Below are 21,073 nucleotides of genomic sequence, written 5' to 3'. Positions count from 1 at the left end.
AGAAAGAATGCCAAGCCCTGGAAAGATTCTAAAATAAGTTCAATAGAACGAAATGAGTTACTTCAAACGGTTAAACATTTAGGCAGAACCCTATGGAAAAAATGGTCGGGTTATCACCGTCGTAGTTTGGTGGAAACCAAGATGCATTGCATCAAATTATTAGGTGATAGGCTGACGGCAAGACATTTTCAAAGTCAGGTCAATGAAATTCATGCGCGTGTGGCAGTTCTGAATAGATTTACGGAATTAGGTAGACCTCGCACCCAAGTTGTGTCTTAAATTTGAATGGATTGGGGAGAACTCAGCTTTTGAATGTTTATGCAACAAAGCCATTTTTAGACCCAAAAATATAAAAATCATGCTAAAAATTTTGTTTTTTTACTCATTTTTTAATTACAAAATTGATTATTTTTTAACCCAAAAACACATCATTTTATTACTCATCCATTTTTGCTTATATTTTTTGATTAGAGCCATTTTAAAAAAATTCCGCTACCCTAGTACCACCTTAGTCCAAAAAAAGCTGTTTATAGGGTTTTAAAGCAAGTTGAGTTGAGCTTTTTTCTATTATTTTCCAACTTTTCATAAAAAAGTGGTTTTTATAAGGATTTTCCCACTTCAAAATCCAAAAATAAATAGCCTGATTTTTTAATCCAACTGTGCTGCCTTTTAAGATTGTTTTTTAATTTTTTCCACCCTGCTTTTTCCAGATGATCAGTCCTTAATTTTTAAGGTCACATGAATATACGATAAGGAAGATTTGCAACTTTTCTTGTCTACTCACATAACCACAGGCTAAAATATAGGCATAAAAAGAATGATTCAAAATTAGACATGGAGAAAAAGGTCTATGAAATCTATTGCTGAATGGTTTGATGAATACAGTGAAAGCCATCAAAATCCAACGAATAAGAAAATTCATTGGGTATGCGTCCCAGCTATTTTATTTTCTATTATCGGAATCATTGCCCACTTTAGCGCCTTACTCACTGCTTTACTCATTGTACTGACTCTAATTTTCTATGCTCGACTCGATCTTGTACTTGCAGTAGCAATGGCTGCGCTTCTAGTTGTAATGGCTTGGCTTATTTATGTCTTACCTGTAGGGGGGGGGTTTTTTATTGCTCTTTTTGTCATTGCTTGGATTGGACAATTTTACGGACATAAAGTTGAAGGTAAAAAACCTTCTTTCTTTAAAGATTTACAATTTCTATTGATTGGCCCAGTTTGGTGTATGGATGCCTATCTTGGAAAAATATTGCCAAAGTGGAAAAGTCGGCAGAACAAATTGATTACTCAATAATTTTTAAAAAGCTGAATCTTTTAGATTCAGCTTAAATTTACTGATTTATTAGAAAATTTATAAAATAGAAAAATGCTAGACTGAGTAGCACACTTGATAAGACTTTTTTTAAATAAAAAGCAATTACAATACAAAATATTGTCGCATATAAATATGGATTATCTAAAAGACCTCTTAGTTCATTTCCTTCAAAAAAAATTACTGGTATACAAATAGCAGTTAATAAGCAAGGCGCTGAATAGTTCAGCATTTTATTCATCAATACCGGTAATTCTACTTTTACACTGGGTTCCAAAAAATAATAACGATTAAAAAATACAATAGCCGCTAATCCTAAAATCATGAGCCATGACATCTTATTTTTCTCCTGTTCTATTTTCTGCAACAACCGCAATTAGCATTCCCAATAAACCAGAAATCAGAATGGCGCCTTCAACATGAAAAAGTTTGAGAATAAAACCACTAAAACAAGTTGTTAAAACTCCGGCTATGACAGGCTTTTCCTTACACATAGGGATAATCATGGCCACAAAAATAGCAATAATCGAAAAATCTAACTGGTAGGACAATAAATCTGGAATCGCCGTAGCCAATAAAATTCCAACTAGACTAAAAATCACCCAGAATAAATAAAAACATATACCCGCCCCCAATAAATAATGAGGATGCCTTTTTTCGTTCGGAGCACTTAAGGCAAACAATTCATCTGTTAGTAAAAAACCTAAACTTAATCGTTTGGGCAAAGACAAAATAGAAATATCATTTCTTAAAGTTAATGCATAAATAAAATGTTGAGCAGTAAGAAAGAAAATCGTGATATAGATTGTTAATAATGAAGCACCCTCCATCATCATACTCAAACTGACCAATTGTGCAGCTCCAGCAAACACAATCCCTGACATTGCCAATGCTTTATAAAATGATAAACCTGCATGAATTGCCATTGAACCAGCCAAAATAGCCCACGGAATAACCGAAATAGACAATGGCAGTATATCCACCGCCCCTCGTAAAAAAAGATACGGAGGTCGGCTTTTAGAAAATCTAATAGATTGATTTAAAGGAGTATTCATCTCTAGACATCTATAATATTAAATATTTATAGATTTTCTTCTATGCAGGTTAACTTCTCTTGAACAAAATTGCGTTTAGAAATAAAAATAAATTTTAGAGATTAAGACTTGCTACATACTGGGTAGGTGTAACACCCATGGCCTTTTTAAAATGACGGTTAAAATGACTTTGATCAGAAAATCCACATTGCTGTGCAACCATCACAATTTGATCACCTTGCTTTAACAACTGTCTCGCTTTTTGCAAACGTGCCTGCACTAACCACGCATGAGGTGGCAAACCCACATGTTTTTTAAATTGTCTTAAAAAATGCCAAGCACTTAATCCGGCCATGTCAGCCAATTCCTGCAAAGAAAAATTCTTTTCAGGCATATCTGCCAACAAATCTTTAACTTTTAATATTTTCGAATAAGCTTCTGGTAATTCACAAAAGGTGTGTCGAGATTTACCGTGGCGCATCATTAAACATGCTAATGTGGATAGATACATGGTTTCTTTAAGCAAAAAATTGTCTTTTTGTTCTAATAAATCAAATAATAAACAAAGTTGTTGAGACAAACCCAAGTCCTGAATAACTGCTTGTGGAAACCAAGGTGCCCCATGGCCTTGCTCAAAAAAATCTTGGCTTACTTCAGCAAGCATTTCGGGTGTAGGATAGATTGCACGGTAACGCCAGCCCGATTCAACAGCAGATGAGCCTGTGTGAATTTCATCTGCATTCACCAAAATAATGTCGCCTTTAGGAGCGACATGTAATTGACCCGTCCTAAAAAAAGACTGTGCACCTTCTTCAATAACACCAATACAATATCCCTCATGGGTATGCTTTGAAAATTGCGTTTGATGGTAATGTGCTTTTAATAATTCTAAACCGCCCAACTCTCGCAAATGCAAGTAGTCAGCCTGTTCCCGGTGCATATATACATCTCATCTATTTATCTAAAAAAAACATAGCATGTTTTAAAAAGATGCATAGAACAAAATTGCTGTTAGATAGAAATGTATACTCTATTTCTATTGGTAAATATGTCCATTATGTTTCAACCAACCATTTTCATGGCGGTTTTGTGGGTCATGATGCGTCCAATGCAATACACCACCTTTTTCGTTATATTCATACTCACCGTTAAATTCGACAATATCCCCTTTATGTAAATCTTCAATTTTTGGTGCTAAATCAATATTATGAGCCACTAAGATTGAAAGACCATTTTTTAATACAAGAATAAATTTCTGATGTTTTGTCCCATCATTATCTTCTCTTAAAATTGCTTTTACTCGACCACTTCCCTGCACTTGAACATTACTTTGTCTGCGGTCATAGGCAGCTTTTATAGTATCTATCCCATCATTTGAAAACGTAGTTTCAGTATACTGAGTGGCAGGACTTGATGATGGCGATTGATTTTTCTTATGCCCAGATAAATCCAGACCGAAATATGCAGCGATCAATAAAACAATAATGCCGCCAATACTCAAATTTTTTTTATTTGTCATCTTTATATTCCGATTTCAACAGGGATAAAAAAAGCCCCATAGGGGCTTTTTTTGAAGATACGAATTACTTCGCAGCAGCTTGAGCAGCAGCAACTTCTTCAGCAAAGCTAAGTTCAGCTTTTTTCTCGATACCTTCACCAACTTCGAAACGTACGAAGTTAGCAACAGTTGTACCAGTTGCTTTTAATACGTCAGCAACTTTTTTCTCGTTGTCGATAACGTACATTTGACGGTCAAGAGCAACTTCGTTTAAGTATTTCTCAACAGAACCAGTTACCATTTTCTCAACGATGTTCGCTGGCTTACCAGATTCTAACGCTTTCGCTTCAGCAATTTCTTTCTCTTTAGCGATAAGGTCAGCAGGAACTGCTTCAGCGCTTACTGCTACTGGGTTGAATGCAGCAACGTGCATTGCGATACCTTTACCAGTGTCAGCATCACCAGTGTAAGAAACTACAACACCGATTTTTAAACCGTGTTTATAGATAGCCAAGTTTTCGCCTTCAACGATTTTCGCGCGACGAACTTGGATGTTTTCACCGATTTTTTGAACAAGCGCAATACGAGCTTCTTCAACGGATTGGCCATCAGCCAATTTTAATTCAGCGATTTTAGCAGCATCAGTTTCGCCAGCAGCTAAAGCAGCAGCAGCAACTGCGTGTGCAAAGTTAGAGAAGTTTTCGTCTTTAGCAACGAAGTCAGTTTGACAGTTTACTTCAACTAAGATCGCTTTATTACCGTCTTGAACGATAGTGATTGCACCGTCAGCAGCAATGTTGCCAGCTTTTTTAGCAGCTTTAGCTTGACCAGATTTACGAAGGTTATCAATAGCAAGTTCGATGTCACCGTTCGCTTCTGTTAATGCTTTTTTGCATTCCATCATTGCAAGACCAGTACGGTCACGTAATTCTTTTACCATGCTTGCAGTAATTGCAGTCATGTTGATCTCCTAAAATCGGTAGAAAATAAATCTGTTCAACAAAAACGGCCCAAAGAAACTCTGGGCCGTTTGCACTCTCGACGCTTAATTTGCCACCATTACATGTCGCAAAAATGACAAGCCTGCGTCAAAACGCATTAAGCCTCAGAAGCGTCTTTCGCAGCGTCATCGCCTTTTGCTTGAGCGTTCGCTTGAGATTGAGCGTATTCTTTACCAGCAAGAATTGCATCAGCCATAGCTGAAGCATATAAAGTTACTGCACGGATCGCATCGTCGTTACCAGGAATAACGTAATCAACGTTATCTGGGTTAGAGTTTGTATCAACGATACCGATAACAGGAATACCTAAGTTCTTAGCTTCTTTAATTGCAATCGCTTCGTGATCAACGTCGATTACAAATAATGCGTCAGGTAAACCACCCATGTTTTTAACGCCGCCTAAAGAGCGCTCAAGTTTTTCCATCTCACGAGTACGTTCTAAAGCTTCACGTTTAGTAAGCTTAGCAAAAGTACCGTCTTGAGATTGAGTTTGAAGATCTTTTAAACGGTTGATAGATTGGCGAAGTGTTTTCCAGTTCGTCAACATACCACCTAACCAACGGTGGTCTACATATGGTTGACCAGCGCGTTGAGCTTGTTCACGGATGATGTTAGAAGCAGCACGTTTTGTACCAACGAACAAAACTTTGTTCTTTTTGCTTGCTAATTGGTTAGCGAAGTTCAAAGCATCATTTAACGCAGGAACAGTGTGCTCAAGGTTGATGATGTGAATTTTGTTGCGCGCGCCAAAAATGTATTGACGCATTTTTGGGTTCCAGAAACGAGTTTGGTGACCAAAGTGCGCACCTGCTTGAAGAAGGTCGCGCATGCTTACGTTGTAATCTGCCATTTTCTTTACCTTAAAAGTTGGGTTAGGCCTCCATATATCCGCATTCTCCACCTTTTTACGGGCACCCAGAGTAATGTGACGATATATGTGCGGATTTTTTACTCCACCTATCAAAATTCTTCGTAAAAGATATTCACGAAAAGCATTTGATAAAATGGGCGGCTATTTATACCATAGACGCTTGTAAATTACCAAAAGTTTTTAGAGATCATGAACAGTACTTATACAGCTCCACGTCGATTAATCAAAACTCCAGATGAAATTGAAAAAATGCGCATTGCAGGACGACTGGCGGCTGAAGTTCTAGAGATGATCAAGCCGTATATTAAGGCCGGTGTAAGCACCCTCGAACTTGATACGATTTGCCGTAATCATATTGAAAATGTACAACACGCTATTCCAGCCTGCGTAGGTTACGGCGGTGCTCCAGGACGCCCTGCTTTTCAACACTCTATCTGTACTTCGGTTAACCATGTTGTATGTCATGGTATTCCTTCTGAAAATAAAATCTTGAAAAACGGCGATATTCTTAATATTGATGTAACAGTGATCAAAGACGGTTATCACGGCGACACTAACATGATGTATATCGTGGGTGGTGAGACTTCTATTTTGGCAAACCGTTTATGTAAAGTTGCTCAAGAAGCAATGTATCGTGGAATGGCAACAGTTAGAGATGGTTCATATTTAGGTGATATTGGCCATGCCATCCAAAAATATGTCGAGTCAGAACGTTTTAGCGTAGTACGTGAATATTGTGGTCACGGTATCGGTACTGTCTTCCATGACGAACCTCAAGTATTGCACTATGGACAACCTGGTACAGGCATGCGTTTAGAAGCAGGTATGACTTTTACCATTGAACCTATGGTCAATGCGGGTGTTTGGCAGACTAAATTGCTTGGTGATAAATGGACTGTTGTAACTAAAGACCATAAACTTTCTGCTCAATATGAACATACTATTTTAGTGACTCAAACAGGGATTGAAGTGTTAACAGCTCGTCCTGAAGAAGACCTCTCACGTTTCAATTAATAGTTTAATCAGATTTAATAAAAGGCTACTTTATGTAGCCTTTTATTTTTTATTTTGTACTTTTTATTAATAAATCTTTCTAAATATAAACAAATATTTCAAAAACATTACAATTATTAATTTTTATTACACAATCATTTTGATAAAACGCGCTATGGTGGGCTCAATAAAAATCAGTAAACAAATGTCCGGACATGGAGTCCTTTATGATGAAAAAGTCATTATTTTGTATGACAGCTGCCTTTTTTGCTCTGCCTACAGTCACTTTCGCTGCTTCACCATATTTTAGTTTTAAAGATGGTGATGGTTTCAAGCGTTTTTCGGTTTCTGCTGGCTGGTTACATGCCATGCCACAAGGAAGCGCAAATCCAGTTAATATTAATACTAGTGTTGCAGAAGGAACTACTTCTAAAGTAGGTTCCGTATCAAAACAATCTGTTTTAAATGCGGCTGACCGAAGTTCCAATCCCCTCTTATACGATGCAATCAAAATTTTACCCACAGATACACTGCCTTCAATACTCACCGGAACAGCCACTGTAAATGGATTATCAAATTGGCAAAGTCAAGGTACGGGTTTAGAAGCAAAAGATGTGGACACATTAGGGATCATGGCGAATTATAATTTTACAGATAATCTATCTCTAGAAATTAAAGCCGGTGTCCCTCCTAAAGTTGATATTCAAGGTAAAGGTAATATTTATGCACCATTATCAGGTTCAGCAAATACCACTCTTGGCACGATAGGTTTAAAAGAAGATATTCATATCACCGATCTCACTCAAGGTGGTAAAGCTGCTACCGCACGTGCTTGGTTACCTGCTGTAGAACTACACTATCAATTTGGTAAATCTGGGGTAAATAAATTCCGTCCATATGTAGGTGCCGGGGTCATGTATGCCTATTTTAATGAATTAAAAATGAATTCAGGGATTGAGTCAGATTTAATTAAAGCAGGCCATATGATTCAAAATATTCATGATGGTCAAGCTGGAGCAGCTTTAGATGGCAAAACATCTTCAGCTAACCCTATTGTGAAGTTAGAGGCAACTGATACTTTCGCACCTATTGTTACTGTTGGTGCGACTTATGATTTCAATCCAAACTGGTTTGCTGTAGGTTCCTTTTCTTATTCGAAAATGAATAATGAAGCAAAAATTTATGTTACTGACCAAAACACTGGTAAAGAGCTTATCAAAGCAAACACCAAAATTGATATCGATCCACTAATTACATATGTTGGTGTAGGTTATCGTTTCTAATTTTTAAAAGCGTACAAGCTATAAAAGCTTTACTAAAGGCTTTTATAGCTTTTTTATTAAACAAATTAAAGCTGCTTCTTTTTAAACCAATATGCTAAAAAAATGAGCATTTCTTATTAAAAGAATCTCTCATCATTTTCCTATTTCTTCCTATTTTCTTAATTTTGTTTTAGTCATTAATTTTCTTAATTTCTAACTAATTTAATAAAATTAAAAACTAAAGTTTTCCTCTTAGTAAAAATTACTTTTTGGCACGTCCTTTGCTTTATTACAACATGATGAATCAATGGCGATTCAATGGATAAACCAAGACGGCCAATGACGTCCGCTCTGATCGGTATGCAAATAGACAATTCATTTTGTCATGCAAATTAAAATTTCGTTCAGTTCAGGGGGACGGCGTATGTCTTCAAATATCAATCTAGATGCAAAAAAAGCAACTGAGATTAAATTATTTAGTTTCTCAACTCCAGCCATGCGTGCGTTCCATATGTCTTGGCTCGCATTTTTTGTGTGTTTTTTCGCATGGTTTGCATGTGCTCCACTAATGCCTGTTATTAAAGGCGAATTTGGCTTAACAAAAGATCAAATTGCCAATATTAATATTGCCGCCGTCGCGATTACGATTTTAGTACGACTCGCTGTTGGGCCACTTTGCGATAAATATGGTCCACGAATTACCTATACAGCCCTACTCTTACTCGGCAGTATTCCGGTATTTGGTGTCGCTGCTGCTAACAGTTATGAATCTTTCCTATTCTTCCGCTTACTGATTGGTGCAATTGGCGCAAGCTTTGTCATTACGCAATATCATACAAGTATTATGTTTGCACCTAACGTTGTAGGTACAGCAAATGCAGCAGCAGCTGGTTGGGGCAATGCTGGTGGCGGTGCAACTCAAGCGTTAATGCCTTTATTACTCGGTGCAATTGTCATGTTTGGTGTCGAACAAACTATGGGTTGGCGGATTGCTCTCATCGTACCTGGTCTAATGATGGTGATTGTGGGAGTGCTTTACTGGAAACTAACTCAAGATTGCCCTCAAGGAAATTTTAAAGAAGTTCGCGCAGAAGGTATTGAAGTTGGCAGTGGTAAAAAAGGCGGTATGGCAATTTTAATGCAAGCTGCTCGTAACTATCGCGTCTGGATTTTATTTCTTGCTTATGGCGCATGCTTTGGTATCGAAATTTTTATCCATAACGTGGCAGCGATGTACTATGTTGATCAGTTCAAAATGGATTTAAAAACTGCGGGCTTAACGGCCGGAATATTTGGCCTTCTCGCATTATTCGCACGGGCATTGGGAGGCATTATTTCAGACAAAGTCGCACTTAAAAAAGGACTAGACGGACGCACTAAGGTACTGGTACTCATGATTTTAGGCGAAGGTTTATTTTTGATTCTTTTCTCTCAAATGAACGGCGTCACTCTCGCTATTCTTTCAATGACTATCTTTGCACTATTTACTCACATGGCCTGCGGCGCAACGTATGCATTGGTACCATTTATTGATCGCAATGCATTAGGCGGTGTTGCTGGAATTATTGGTGCAGGTGGTAATGCAGGCGCAGTAGCAGCTGGTTTCTTGTTAAAAGGTGTACTTGATGTTCAAACTTGTCTCTTTATTTTAGGTGGACTGGTTATGGTTGCAGGTTGTAGCGTAATTTTGATTCGCTTCACAACCGAGCATAAAGAAAAGGAAAAAGTACTTTTTGAACAAGCTCTACTTGAACGTAATTCCGCAGCTTAATTTTCATAATAAGCAGAAATTAAAATGATTTCTGCTTATTTACTTTTTATAGCGTCACATACCTCTTTCAAGCTTTTTAATTCTTCTTAAATATCTTTATAGATATATCGATATTATTCGATATATCTTTTACAATGATTCATCACATTCTTATAACTTTACACTCACAATGACTAAAACAAGCAACCAGTTTTCTCAATCACTCATTTATATGCTCATTGGTAGTGCCATTATTTTGGCTCTTTCATTAGGTGTTCGTCATGGTTTTGGACTCTATCTGGTCCCAATGAGTCATGATTTTGGTTGGGGTCAGCATGTTTTTAGTCTCGCAATTGCTATGCAAAACCTAATTTGGGGAGCTGTGCAGCCTTTTACCGGTGCAATCGCAGACAAATATGGTAGTAAAGTTGTGGTTGCTGTCGGCGGATTACTTTATGCGCTTGGTTTACTCTTAATGGCTTTTAGCTCAAGTGTACTCATTTTGAATTTGAGCCTAGGTCTTATTATTGGTTTAGCTTTATCAGCCACTTCATTCACAGTATTACTTAGCGCAGTAGGCCGAGCTGCTCCACCAGAAAAAAGAAGTATGGCAATGGGCATTGCCAGTGCAGCTGGTTCTTTTGGCCAATTTATTATGCTGCCTTCCACCCTTCTCTTACTTAAAACAGTGGGATGGTCGTCAGCTTTAATGGTAAGTGCGCTGTTAATCGCTCTTATCATTCCTCTAGCATGGATGTTAAAAGGGCCAAGCAACCAAGCCCCAAAAGCAATCGCTCAACCTCAGCTCACCTTTAAACAAGTACTAAATATTGCTAGAAAACATAAGCCGTTCTGGTGGTTAGCTTTAGGTTTTTTAGTGTGCGGATTCCAAGTTGTTTTCTTAGGTGTCCACCTACCAGGCTATTTAATCGATCACGGCTTTGATGCAGCCACAGGTACAGTATTTCTTGCTTTGGTCGGGTTGTTTAATATTGTGGGAACTTACGGTGCAGGTTGGTTGGGAGACCGTTTCTCGAAACCTAAATTATTAATGGCACTTTACGGAAGCCGTGGCATCGCAATCATTGCCTTTCTATTATTACCTTTAAGCACTTATACGGTCTATGCTTTTGGCATCATCATGGGACTTCTATGGCTCTCTACAGTTCCGCTTACAAACGGCATTGTGGCAAATATGTTTGGTGTTAAATATCTTTCAATGCTGAGCGGAATCGTGTTTTTCACCCATCAAGTTGGTTCTTTCTTTGGCGGTTGGCTTGGTGGTGTTAACCATGACTTAGCAGGTAATTACAATGCGATTTGGCTCTGCTCTATTGCATTGAGTATATTAGGGGTAATCGTACATTTCTTTGTAAATGAGGAGGCTGTTATTCATGACGCATAATGCCTTACTTTTGAAAACAATTATGACTTTCTTCATTGCCGCTCTTCTGGTTCTTTCTATCGTATTATGGAAGCAGACACCTGATTTATTTGAATATTTTAATCAAGCATTTTGTCCACACTAAATAGATGAGACACGGAAATCACTCTGCACATTGTCATAAAAATATAAAAATCGTATGGTCTAATGAAAATAAAAAAGCCCGCAAGTTTGCGGGCTTTTTTATGAAAAACTTATTTAAAATCAAAATAAACGATTGATACCATTAAGTGCAGCTACACGATATGCTTCAGCCATTGTTGGATAGTTAAACGTCGTTTCAACAAAATATTTCAAGGTATTATTTGGGCTGTGCATAACTGCCTGCCCAATGTGGATAATTTCGGCAGCATTATTACCAAAACAGTGAATACCTAAAACTTCTAAAGTGTCGCGGTGGAAAAGTATCTTCAACTCACCCACGGTATCACCCGTAATTTGTGCACGTGCTAAATGTCGGAAAGATGCCTGTCCCACTTCATATGGAATTTTCTCTTCCGTTAATTCCTGTTCATTCTTACCAATCGAAGAAATTTCAGGAATTGTATAGATACCTGTTGGAATATCACGCACTGGCTTCGCATCTTCACCACTCATGTTCGCACCAGCACAGCGTCCTTGGTCATAAGCAGCCGAAGCAAGTGAAGGCCAACCAATCACATCACCAGCAGCATAGATGTTTTCAACTTCTGTTTGATACTGATCATTTACAGAAAGTTGACCACGACTATTTGGTACTAATCCTACATTTTCAAGGCCCAAACCTTCTGTATTTCCTGAACGGCCATTACACCAAAGAATCGCATCAGCTTTAATCTTTTTACCACTTTGTAAGTGTAAAACAACGTGGTCATCAAATGTTTCAAGATGATCCATTTGCTCGTTGTGGCGAATTAACACCCCTTGCTCACGTAAGTGATAAGACAGAGCATCAGCAATTTCATCATCTAAATAACTTAATAGTTTTTGCTGAGTATTAATTAAATCAACTTTATGGTCTAAACCAATAAAGATTGAAGCATATTCACAGCCAATAACGCCTGCACCGTAAATAATGATTTTTTGAATTGAATAATCAAGATCAAGAATTTTATCTGAATCAAATACGCGAGGATGGTCAAAGTCGAGACCTTGTGGATGATAAGGACGACTACCTGTCGCAATCACGATTTGCTTACAGATAATTGTTTCTTTAATACCTTCATGGCTAAAAACTAAAACTGTATTTTTATCTTGAATATATGCACGACCATGGAATACACCGATTTTGTTGCGATCATAAAAGCGTGTATGTGTATCAACTTGTTGTTGAATTACTTTGTGTGCATTACGCAAAACCTGCTTCATGGTGAACTGTTTCCATTCACCTACTTTTTGAAACATTGGATCACGTTGATAGCGGATAATACTAGATACTGTTTGACGCAATGCTTTACTTGGAATAGTCCCTACGTGAGCACAGTTACCACCAAGTTGATCACGCACATCTACAATTGCAACACGCTTACCCGCTTTTGCAAGCTTCATTGCCGCGCCTTCACCTGCAGGTCCAGAACCGAGAACTACCGTATCGTACTTAACGAAATTCCCACTAACGACCTCTTTTTTACGTGGCATTGAAAGCTCCTTCCTCTCTTGAATGACCATATTTTATAATAGATTATGACTAATATGCGGTGAATTTATGTATTTCTCAACCCTATATTTCTGAATAACCACATTTATTATATGAATAGTTATTTTCCGCTATTAACCAAAGAACTCCGCTATAATACAATGTCAATGTCTCTATAAACGAGTGGAAAAGTTAAATATGTCAGAACACCGTAAACCTGAACAGGGTGTAAAACTTCGTGGCGCTGAAAAAGTCGCAAGAATTCCTGTAAAAGTTGTACCTACGGTTGAAGTGCCGCGTAAACCTGACTGGATTCGTGTCAAGATGACGGCACCAGAAGAAGTTCAGCGTATTAAAACGACTTTACGTGCTCAAAAACTCCATACCGTTTGTGAAGAAGCAGCTTGTCCTAACTTACCAGAGTGTTTTGGTGGTGGTACAGCAACATTCATGATTATGGGCGATATTTGTACACGTCGTTGCCCGTTCTGTGATGTAGCACATGGTCGTCCAAATGCATTAGACCCTGATGAGCCTCGTCACATGGCAGAGACAATTGCCAATCTTAAGCTCAAATATGCAGTAATTACTTCGGTTGACCGTGATGACTTACTCGACGGCGGTGCACAACACTTTGTGGACTGTATTAAAGAAGCTCGTGCGCTTAGTCCAAATACATTACTCGAAATTTTAGTGCCAGACTTCCGTGGACGTATGGATATTGCTTTACGCATTATGACTGAATGTCCACCAGACGTATTTAACCACAACATTGAGACTGTACCTCGTCTGTATAAAGCCATGCGTCCAGGTTCAGATTACCAACATTCTTTAAACTTATTGAAAATGTTTAAAGAATACTGCCCTGACATTCCAACAAAATGTGGTTTGATGGTAGGTATTGGTGAAACTGAAGAAGAAGTGATTGCATTACTTGATGACTTACGTGCTCACGATGTCGACTATGTGACTATCGGTCAATATTTACAACCTTCTAAACAACACGCGCCAATTGACCGTTTTGTAACACCAGAAGAGTTTGAACGCTATGCAGAGCATGGCCGTAAACTTGGCTTTAGAAATATCTGGTCTGCACCAATGGTTCGTTCAAGTTATTTTGCTGACCGCCAATATCATGGCGAACCAGTACCAGAAGTTCGTCGTAAAGTAGATCCTGCTAAAAAAATCGCGGTTCAGGTCGTCGAAGCTTAATCTAGTAAATCTTTTAAAAAAGCCCTCTAATCTGAGGGCTTTTTATTTGTATAAGAAAATCAATAACATTTCTTGACAAATCGATAAAACAAGCCATTACACATTCATTTAAAAATATCTTATATCTAAAAGCACGATATATCCCTGCTCTAGCATATACATCAATTGCGACATAAAAAATTAAATTTAAACAGCATTAAAAAATTAGCTAGTTAAGCCTTAATCTCTCCTCGCTTTTTTTGTAACTTCCAACTTGAGGGCTTATCTAGCAAGGAGCAAGTATGATTTTCCTACTCTTTGTTTTAAGTATTGTCATTCAGCTCATTGCAATATGGGCAATTTTCTTTTTTAACCTAAACAGAGTCATTGGCAGTGTTCTTATGATTGCGGTCGCCATACTTACTGCATTCATTTTAACGCCATGGTCATTACTCTTAGGTATTCCTCTTATTGCGCTGAGCATTATCATTTTGTTTAAACCTTTACGGTTTAACTTAATTACTCAACCTGCATATAAAACTCTGGCAAATTCAATGCCGAGCATCAGCACAACCGAACAAGAAGCTTTAGAAGCAGGAACAAGCTGGTGGGAAAAAGAATTGTTTATGGGGGCTCCAGACTGGTCGCAATTTGAAAAATATCCCTATCCTACACTTTCACCAGAAGAACAAAGTTTTATCGATAATGAAGTTGAAGTGCTATGTAGTATGCTTGATGAATGGGAAATTCATCATCAATTAAAAGACCTTCCTCCTGAAGTTTGGCAATTCATTAAAGATAAAGGTTTCTTAGGCCTAATTATTCCAAAATCCTTTGGCGGTAAAGAATTTAGCTCATTTGCTCAAAGCCGTATTATGAGCAAAATTGCCTCACGTTCATTAACCGCAGCAGTGAGTTGTATGGTCCCTAACTCTTTAGGACCCGGCGAACTACTCATGCACTACGGTACTGATGCACAAAAGCAGCAATACTTACCAGGCCTTGCTAAAGGTGAAGAAATTCCATGCTTTGGTTTAACGAGTCCAGAAGCAGGTTCAGATGCAGGCGCAATTCCAGATTCGGGAGTGGTTTGCTACGGCGAATATGAAGGCGCTCAAGTTCTTGGTCTACGCATGAATTTCTCTAAACGCTGGATTACGCTTGCTCCAATTGCCACCGTAGTTGGCTTAGCATTTAAGCTTTATGACCCTGAAGGTCTACTCGGTGATAAAAATAAAACCGAATACGGTATTACCTGCGCACTCATTCCTGCAAGCCATGCAGGTGTGAAAATAGGTGCACGCCATTATCCCGGCTCTCCATTTATGAATGGAACAGTAGAAGGTGAAGATGTCTTCATTCCAATTGACTGGATTATTGGCGGACAAGAAAATGCTGGTAAAGGCTGGCGCATGCTGATGGAATGCTTAGGCGTCGGTCGTGGCATTTCCCTTCCAGCATTAGCCACAGCCGCAGGTGAAATGAGCTATTTAACTGTCGGTGCTTTTGCAAGAATTCGTCAACAGTTCAATATTTCTGTCGGCAAATTTGAAGGTGTACAAGAAGCAAGTAGTGAAATTGCCAGTGATGCCTATATGCTTGAAGCATTCCGTTATTTAGTGACATGTGGTTTAAATCAAGGTGGAACCCCTGCCGTGATGACTGCCATGGCAAAATACTATGCAACTGAAACCATGCGTAAAGTGGTTAATCACGGCATGGATATTGCTGGTGGACGTGGTATTCAGCTTGGGCCCCGCAACTTCCTTGCACTTACCTATCAAGCTATTCCTATTGCAATTACAGTCGAAGGTGCAAATATTTTAACCCGTTCACTCATGATTTTTGGTCAGGGTTCAATGCGCTGTCACCCTTATCTTTTTGAAGAACTACAATTGCTTCAGTCTGATGATAAAGCCAATGCAGTTCAAAAATTCGATGACCTGTTATTTAAACATTTAGCCTATACCTTTAACCGTGGTGCAAAATCATTTGCTTATGGTTGGACAGGTGGTTCAAGTGATGCACCTCAATCATCAGATCAGTTCACTGCGAGTTACTATAAAACGATTAACCGTTTTAGTGCCAACTTCGCACTTGTTTCTGATATGTCGCTTGGCTTACTTGCCGGAGATTTAAAACGTAAAGAAATGCTATCAGGACGTTTAGCCGATATACATGCGCATTTATTTATATCTACTGCAATTTTAAAATTTTATGAAGCTGGGCAAAAAACTGAAGCTGAACAACTGCATGCCAAACTAGCACTACAAAAAGCATTCTTGAATATTCAGGAAGCATTTTGGGGGTTATTTGATAACTTCCCAGCCAAGTTTCCAGCAGCACTTGTCAAATGGATATGTTTCCCGTTAGGCCGCGTGATTTCAAAACCTGACGATGAGTTAAAACAACAAGTAGCTGAACTTATGATGGAAGAACACCCTTTTAGAGAGCAACTTAAACACCATGTGTACTATTCAACTGAACCTAATGACGTGACTGGACGTCTGGAACATACATTCCAGATTTTAAGAACCATCGAGCCGCTTTGGGATAAGTTTAAGAAAGCTGAATCTAAAGGAAAATTTACAGGGCTTACTTTTGAAGAGAATATTGCGCAGGCTACAAAAGAAGGCTTTATTTCTGATAGCGAAGCTCAACAATTGTTGCAATACAACGCAATTCGATTTGACAGCATGCTTACCGATGTTTTTGATGAAAAACTCGACAAAGATCTGCCTTTATCAAACCCTCATCAAATAGTGTGACTGATGCCTCCACCAATTCACTATTGCAATCATTTTTGATTCGCATTAATTAATAAATAACCATAAAAGCGTCACTCGACGCTTTTATTTTTAGGAGAAATTAATGTCTAAGCAAGATTACGAAAATGGATTAAAAGTACGCACAGAAGTGATGGGAGAAGCTTTTGTAAAACGTGCACAAGAAAATACGGTACCCTTTACCCAGCCCTTACAAGACTGGATTAATGAACATGCTTGGGGTTCGACTTGGCAGCGTGAAGGTGTGCTACCACGTAAATATCGCTCATTAATCACTCTAGCAATGTTAACTGCGCTTAAATCTCCTACCGAGCTTAAAGGCCATGTCCGTGGTGCACTCAATAATGGTTGTACAGTGGAAGAAATTCAGGAAACTTTATTGCATAGTTTGCCATATTGCGGCGCTCCTGCTACTCAGGAAGCTTTTCGCGCTGCTTTAGAAGTCATTCAAGAATATCAACAACAATAATTTTAATCTGAGCCAGGAACTCTACTGGCTCACTTTGATCTAATTTAATGTAGTCGAATAAATATTTAAATTACGTTCACCAATTATAATAGCCTGACGGCAAATTCCTTCTACATTACGCTGGTTCTCAAAAACTGTTGCCGACATCGGCTCAAAACTATCAAAAAAGCAAATTTCATTTTGATCTATAGAATAAACCAGTGACTGATTACCTACGCCATCTAAAGTGTCGTAGTACACAATCATCATTTTTCCATTATGAATAGCAGCTTGAATATCTTGATAGCTCAAAGCAGATCCTATTGGAATTTTTAGTACCTTTGCTTCTTTATAGCTCATGCGTTCGCTCGGGCTAATATTGGGATCATGATCTGAGTGAAAGGACACATCAAAACCAAACTTTTTTAAAGCAACAGCTAAAGCAATGGTATAGGTACCATCTTGCTCATATCGGCAAACTTTAATCAACTCAGCGACATCAATTTCTATCCCATAATGCTTTAGTACCATCCAAACTGCGAAAACTCCACTGTTCGCTTCGAGATTTGCCAAAGATTCGGGAATATTTAAGGCCATAATTTAAACCTAAAGTCGTAATTAAGCAGATAATAAACAAAACTGGATTGGCACTAAAAGCTTTTCCAAGTACAATGTTTCGCTAGTCGAGGGATGCTGCGACAAATGATCGGCACTAAAGATCATTTTGCCAGGCTCGACGATCGGTTAAACACTCGTTTTAACCAACAACGGCATCCGCGAACAGAATGATCAATACTATTTTTTCCTAGGAGATCCTGATGAACGCGGTTAATGCTTCATTTACAGATTACAAAGTTGCTGACATCTCACTTGCTGACTACGGTCGTAAAGAAATCAAACTTGCCGAAGCAGAAATGCCAGCTTTGATCGGCTTACGTAAACGCTATGCAGCTTCTAAACCACTTGCTGGCGCAAAAATTCTTGGCTGTATCCACATGACCATTCAAACAGCGGTTCTTATTGAAACGCTTGTTGAATTAGGTGCTGAAGTTCGCTGGACATCTTGCAACATTTTCTCTACTCAAGACCATGCTGCTGCTGCAATTGCTGCTCGCGGTATTCCAGTTTTTGCTTGGAAAGGTGAAACTGAAGAAGAATATGTATGGTGCCTTGAACAACAGATCAATGTAAATGGTCAACCTTGGGATGCCAACATGATTTTGGACGATGGCGGTGACTTAACTGCTCTTGTTCATGAAAAATACCCTGCCCTTTTAGAACGTATTCACGGTATTACCGAAGAAACAACTACAGGTGTTCAACGTCTTATCGAAATGTGGAAAGACGGCACTTTAAAAGTACCTGCAATTAACGTAAATGACTCTGTTACTAAGTCTAAAAACGACAACAAATATGGTTGCCGTCACTCATTAAATGACGCGATCAAACGTGCAACAGATATGCTTTTATCTGGCCGCCGTGCGCTTGTGATCGGTTACGGTGACGTAGGTAAAGGTTCTGCACAATCTTTACGTCAAGAAGGCATGATCGTTCGTGTCACAGAAGTTGACCCAATTTGTGCAATGCAAGCATGTATGGACGGCTATGAAGTTGTATCTCCATATAAAAACGGCGTACAAACAGGTAAAAAAGAAGATATTAACCACGATCTTCTTGGCAACACTGACCTTGTTGTAACAACAACTGGTAACTACCACGTGTGTGATGCCGCAATGCTAGACAGCTTAAAAGCTGGTGCAGTTGTATGTAACATCGGCCACTTCGATACAGAAATCGACACAGCTTATTTACGTGGTTACAAGTGGGTTGAAGTTAAGCCACAAGTTCACCAAGTTTATCGTTCAGAAGACGAAAACAACTACCTTATCCTTCTTTCTGAAGGCCGCCTTGTGAACTTAGGTAATGCAACTGGTCACCCATCACGCGTGATGGACGGTTCTTTTGCTAACCAAGTTTTAGGTCAAATTCACTTATTCCAAGAGAAATTTGCTGACCTTCCTGCAAGCGAAAAAGCTGCAAAAATTCGCGTAGAAGTTCTTCCTAAGAAACTTGACGAAGAAGTTGCTGCGGCAATGGTTGCAGGATTCGGTGGTGTACTTACTCAGTTAACTCAAGAGCAAGCCGATTATTTAGGTGTTGCTGTTGAGGGACCATTCAAATCTGACGCTTACAAATACTAAGAACTTAAGGGCAGACGGTGAACCGACTGCCCTTTTTTCTAAAATGTTTCGCTGTTTACAAGGATTTGACATGACTAAACGTACACCTATTTCTTTTGAGTTTTTCCCGCCAAAAACTGATGCCGGTGCTGAAAAACTTCGTATTGTTCACCAAGAATTACAGCTATTAAATCCAGAGTTTTTCTCGATTACTTATGGCGCTGGTGGTTCTACTCGCGAACGTACACTTGCCGCTATTGAAGATTTCAACGGTAAAGGCACTCCTGTTGCCCCTCACCTTTCTTGTATTGGTGATGATAAGACGCGTATTGCTGAACTACTCGATTTATATAAAGCTCAAGGCATTGACCGTATTGTCGCTTTACGTGGCGACTTACCATCTGGACAGGTTGGTCTTGGCGAGCTTCCTTATGCTCAAGACTTAGTACGTTTTATTCGTGAGCACTCAGGTGATCATTTTCATATTGAAGTTGCAGCTTACCCAGAAATGCATCCTCAAGCTGAAAGTCTTGATTCAGACATCCAACGTTTTATTGAAAAAGTACAAGCTGGTGCCAATGCTGGAATTACCCAATTCTTCTTTAATCCAGATTCATACTTTTATTTTATGGAGCGTTTGGAAAAAGCTGGAATTAACATTCCGGTAGCTCCTGGTATCATGCCGATTACCAATGCAAGCAACTTAATTCGCTTTGCAGATGGTACTGGTGCTGAAATTCCTCGCTGGATCCGTAAGCAGTTACAAGCCTATGGCGATGACAGTGAAAGTATTAAAGCTTTTGGTCATGAAGTTGTTGTTAAGCTATGCGAACGCCTGATTGCAGGTGGTGCACCAAGCTTGCACTTCTACTCAATGAACCAAGTCGAACCAACTCGTCAACTTGTTGTTGATCTTGGTTTAAATTAATTTTGTAAGGCGTACCCAATGAATCGTTTTTTTATCGAAACTGAACTTACAGTTGGCTCAACAATTCAGCTGACTGAATCGGTATTCCATCATTGGGTACGTGTTTTACGTGCACAACTACAAGAACAAGCGACTCTATTTAATGGACAAGGCGGAGAATATCTCGCAACATTGACCGAAATTAATAAAAAAAATGCATTTGTCACAATTGAGAGTTTTAATCCTGCAAACCGTAACGCTCCTTTTAAAGCTATTCTTGGTCAGGTCATGAGTAAAGGTGACCGAATGGATTATGCTATTCAGAAAGCCACTGAACTTGGTGTTAGCAAAATTCAGCTTTTAACCAGTGACCGTTGTGAAATGCGTTTGAAATATGACCGAGACCAAAAAAAATTAGACCATTGGCAAGCTGTTGCGATTGCAGCATGTGAGCAATGTGGACTTAACTTAGTCCCAGAAGTTTTAGCTCCTATTTCGCTTAATGAATGGCTAAGCTCTTCTGAACTTCCTGTATCTAAATTTGTTTTAGCTCCTGAAAAAGAACAAAAAGATGTATTGTCAGGGATTCAGCCTGAACTTGCCCTATTAATTGGACCAGAGGGTGGTTTAAGCGAAAATGAAATTACGCAAGCGAATCAAGCTGGTTTTATGAACTGGTGTATTGGAGATCGTGTATTACGCACTGAAACTGCACCTGTTGTAGCATTATCTATTTTAAATTATCGGTTTTTATCCATATAAACTAATTGAA

20 protein-coding genes are annotated in these 21,073 nt (G+C 38.8%); 12 read left to right on the top strand and 8 right to left on the bottom strand.

Annotated features, from left to right (window positions below; genetic code table 11):
- Together J671_RS24950 and J671_RS07385 are read left to right on the top strand one after the other, a co-directional pair.
- The coding region (locus tag J671_RS24950; protein ID WP_031983380.1) for a transposase at window positions 1-279 on the top strand (279 nt) is incomplete at its 5' end.
- 571 nt (window positions 280-850) lie between these two features.
- Window positions 851-1,303: a DUF962 domain-containing protein gene (locus tag J671_RS07385; RefSeq protein WP_031981845.1), complete on the top strand. Its 453-nt coding sequence runs from the start codon at window positions 851-853 to the stop codon at window positions 1,301-1,303.
- A 37-nt stretch (window positions 1,304-1,340) separates the two neighbouring features.
- Here the strand turns inward: J671_RS07385 and J671_RS0104235 are convergent, their stop codons facing one another.
- The 6 genes from J671_RS0104235 to rpsB form a co-directional block, all read right to left on the bottom strand.
- On the bottom strand, window positions 1,341-1,658 hold the full coding sequence (locus tag J671_RS0104235) for an AzlD domain-containing protein (RefSeq protein WP_031981843.1): 318 nt from the start codon (window positions 1,656-1,658) through the stop codon (window positions 1,341-1,343).
- A 1-nt stretch (window position 1,659) separates the two neighbouring features.
- Complete coding sequence (locus J671_RS07380) at window positions 1,660-2,376, bottom strand: AzlC family ABC transporter permease (RefSeq protein ID WP_031981841.1); 717 nt, start codon at window positions 2,374-2,376, stop codon at window positions 1,660-1,662.
- Between the two features lie 94 nt (window positions 2,377-2,470).
- The gene (locus J671_RS07375) at window positions 2,471-3,295 is read right to left on the bottom strand and encodes an AraC family transcriptional regulator (protein ID WP_004707762.1); all 825 of its coding nucleotides are present in this window, start codon (window positions 3,293-3,295) and stop codon (window positions 2,471-2,473) included.
- Window positions 3,296-3,391: 96 nt separating this feature from the next.
- Window positions 3,392-3,874 carry a DUF3465 domain-containing protein gene (locus tag J671_RS07370; RefSeq protein ID WP_031981840.1) on the bottom strand — a complete coding sequence of 161 codons (483 nt, stop codon included), beginning with the start codon at window positions 3,872-3,874 and terminating at the stop codon, window positions 3,392-3,394.
- Window positions 3,875-3,938: 64 nt separating this feature from the next.
- Complete coding sequence (gene tsf, locus J671_RS07365; protein ID WP_002052897.1) at window positions 3,939-4,814, bottom strand: translation elongation factor Ts; 876 nt, start codon at window positions 4,812-4,814, stop codon at window positions 3,939-3,941.
- A 137-nt stretch (window positions 4,815-4,951) separates the two neighbouring features.
- The gene (gene rpsB / locus J671_RS07360; protein ID WP_001982118.1) at window positions 4,952-5,704 is read right to left on the bottom strand and encodes a 30S ribosomal protein S2; all 753 of its coding nucleotides are present in this window, start codon (window positions 5,702-5,704) and stop codon (window positions 4,952-4,954) included.
- A gap of 210 nt (window positions 5,705-5,914) precedes the next feature.
- Here rpsB and map point away from each other — a divergent pair, with 210 nt between their 5' ends.
- From map to J671_RS07340, 4 genes are all read left to right on the top strand, one after another.
- Window positions 5,915-6,739 carry a type I methionyl aminopeptidase gene (gene map / locus J671_RS07355; protein ID WP_004707758.1) on the top strand — a complete coding sequence of 275 codons (825 nt, stop codon included), beginning with the start codon at window positions 5,915-5,917 and terminating at the stop codon, window positions 6,737-6,739.
- Between the two features lie 206 nt (window positions 6,740-6,945).
- Window positions 6,946-8,001, top strand: a complete 1,056-nt coding sequence (locus tag J671_RS07350; protein WP_031981838.1) for an OmpW/AlkL family protein — start codon at window positions 6,946-6,948, stop codon at window positions 7,999-8,001.
- Window positions 8,002-8,404: 403 nt separating this feature from the next.
- Complete coding sequence (locus J671_RS07345; protein WP_022575360.1) at window positions 8,405-9,751, top strand: MFS transporter; 1,347 nt, start codon at window positions 8,405-8,407, stop codon at window positions 9,749-9,751.
- 169 nt (window positions 9,752-9,920) lie between these two features.
- Window positions 9,921-11,135, top strand: a complete 1,215-nt coding sequence (locus tag J671_RS07340) for an MFS transporter (RefSeq protein ID WP_031981837.1) — start codon at window positions 9,921-9,923, stop codon at window positions 11,133-11,135.
- A gap of 243 nt (window positions 11,136-11,378) precedes the next feature.
- On the opposite strand, the gene sthA is transcribed toward J671_RS07340, so the two are convergent.
- A complete protein-coding gene (gene sthA, locus J671_RS07330) occupies window positions 11,379-12,791 on the bottom strand; it encodes a Si-specific NAD(P)(+) transhydrogenase (RefSeq protein ID WP_031981836.1) in 1,413 nt (470 codons plus the stop codon).
- A 196-nt stretch (window positions 12,792-12,987) separates the two neighbouring features.
- Here sthA and lipA point away from each other — a divergent pair, with 196 nt between their 5' ends.
- The 3 genes from lipA (at window position 12,988) to J671_RS07315 (ending at window position 17,235) form a co-directional block, all read left to right on the top strand.
- Window positions 12,988-14,001, top strand: a complete 1,014-nt coding sequence (gene lipA, locus J671_RS07325) for a lipoyl synthase (RefSeq protein ID WP_001289255.1) — start codon at window positions 12,988-12,990, stop codon at window positions 13,999-14,001.
- Between the two features lie 281 nt (window positions 14,002-14,282).
- Window positions 14,283-16,748 (top strand): acyl-CoA dehydrogenase, encoded by a 2,466-nt coding sequence (locus J671_RS07320; protein ID WP_031981835.1) that lies wholly within the window; start codon window positions 14,283-14,285, stop codon window positions 16,746-16,748.
- A gap of 103 nt (window positions 16,749-16,851) precedes the next feature.
- The gene (locus tag J671_RS07315; protein ID WP_000043121.1) at window positions 16,852-17,235 is read left to right on the top strand and encodes a carboxymuconolactone decarboxylase family protein; all 384 of its coding nucleotides are present in this window, start codon (window positions 16,852-16,854) and stop codon (window positions 17,233-17,235) included.
- Window positions 17,236-17,274: 39 nt separating this feature from the next.
- On the opposite strand, the gene J671_RS07310 is transcribed toward J671_RS07315, so the two are convergent.
- A complete protein-coding gene (locus tag J671_RS07310) occupies window positions 17,275-17,811 on the bottom strand; it encodes a cysteine peptidase family C39 domain-containing protein (RefSeq protein WP_031981833.1) in 537 nt (178 codons plus the stop codon).
- 221 nt (window positions 17,812-18,032) lie between these two features.
- On the opposite strand from J671_RS07310, the gene ahcY reads away from it, so the two are divergent.
- The 3 genes from ahcY (at window position 18,033) to J671_RS07295 (ending at window position 21,063) form a co-directional block, all read left to right on the top strand.
- The gene (ahcY, locus tag J671_RS07305; RefSeq protein WP_000994845.1) at window positions 18,033-19,415 is read left to right on the top strand and encodes an adenosylhomocysteinase; all 1,383 of its coding nucleotides are present in this window, start codon (window positions 18,033-18,035) and stop codon (window positions 19,413-19,415) included.
- A gap of 70 nt (window positions 19,416-19,485) precedes the next feature.
- On the top strand, window positions 19,486-20,322 hold the full coding sequence (gene metF / locus J671_RS07300; RefSeq protein WP_004707740.1) for a methylenetetrahydrofolate reductase [NAD(P)H]: 837 nt from the start codon (window positions 19,486-19,488) through the stop codon (window positions 20,320-20,322).
- An 18-nt stretch (window positions 20,323-20,340) separates the two neighbouring features.
- Window positions 20,341-21,063, top strand: coding sequence for a 16S rRNA (uracil(1498)-N(3))-methyltransferase (locus J671_RS07295; protein WP_022575356.1), 723 nt, complete (start codon window positions 20,341-20,343; stop codon window positions 21,061-21,063).
- Window positions 21,064-21,073 lie beyond the last annotated feature (10 nt).

It is taken from the genome of Acinetobacter sp. 1130196, from assembly GCF_000588095.1.
Taxonomy (GTDB): domain Bacteria; phylum Pseudomonadota; class Gammaproteobacteria; order Pseudomonadales; family Moraxellaceae; genus Acinetobacter; species Acinetobacter nosocomialis.
The sequence above is the reverse complement of the archived record's forward strand: the minus strand, read 5'-3'. Positions and strand labels throughout refer to the sequence as shown.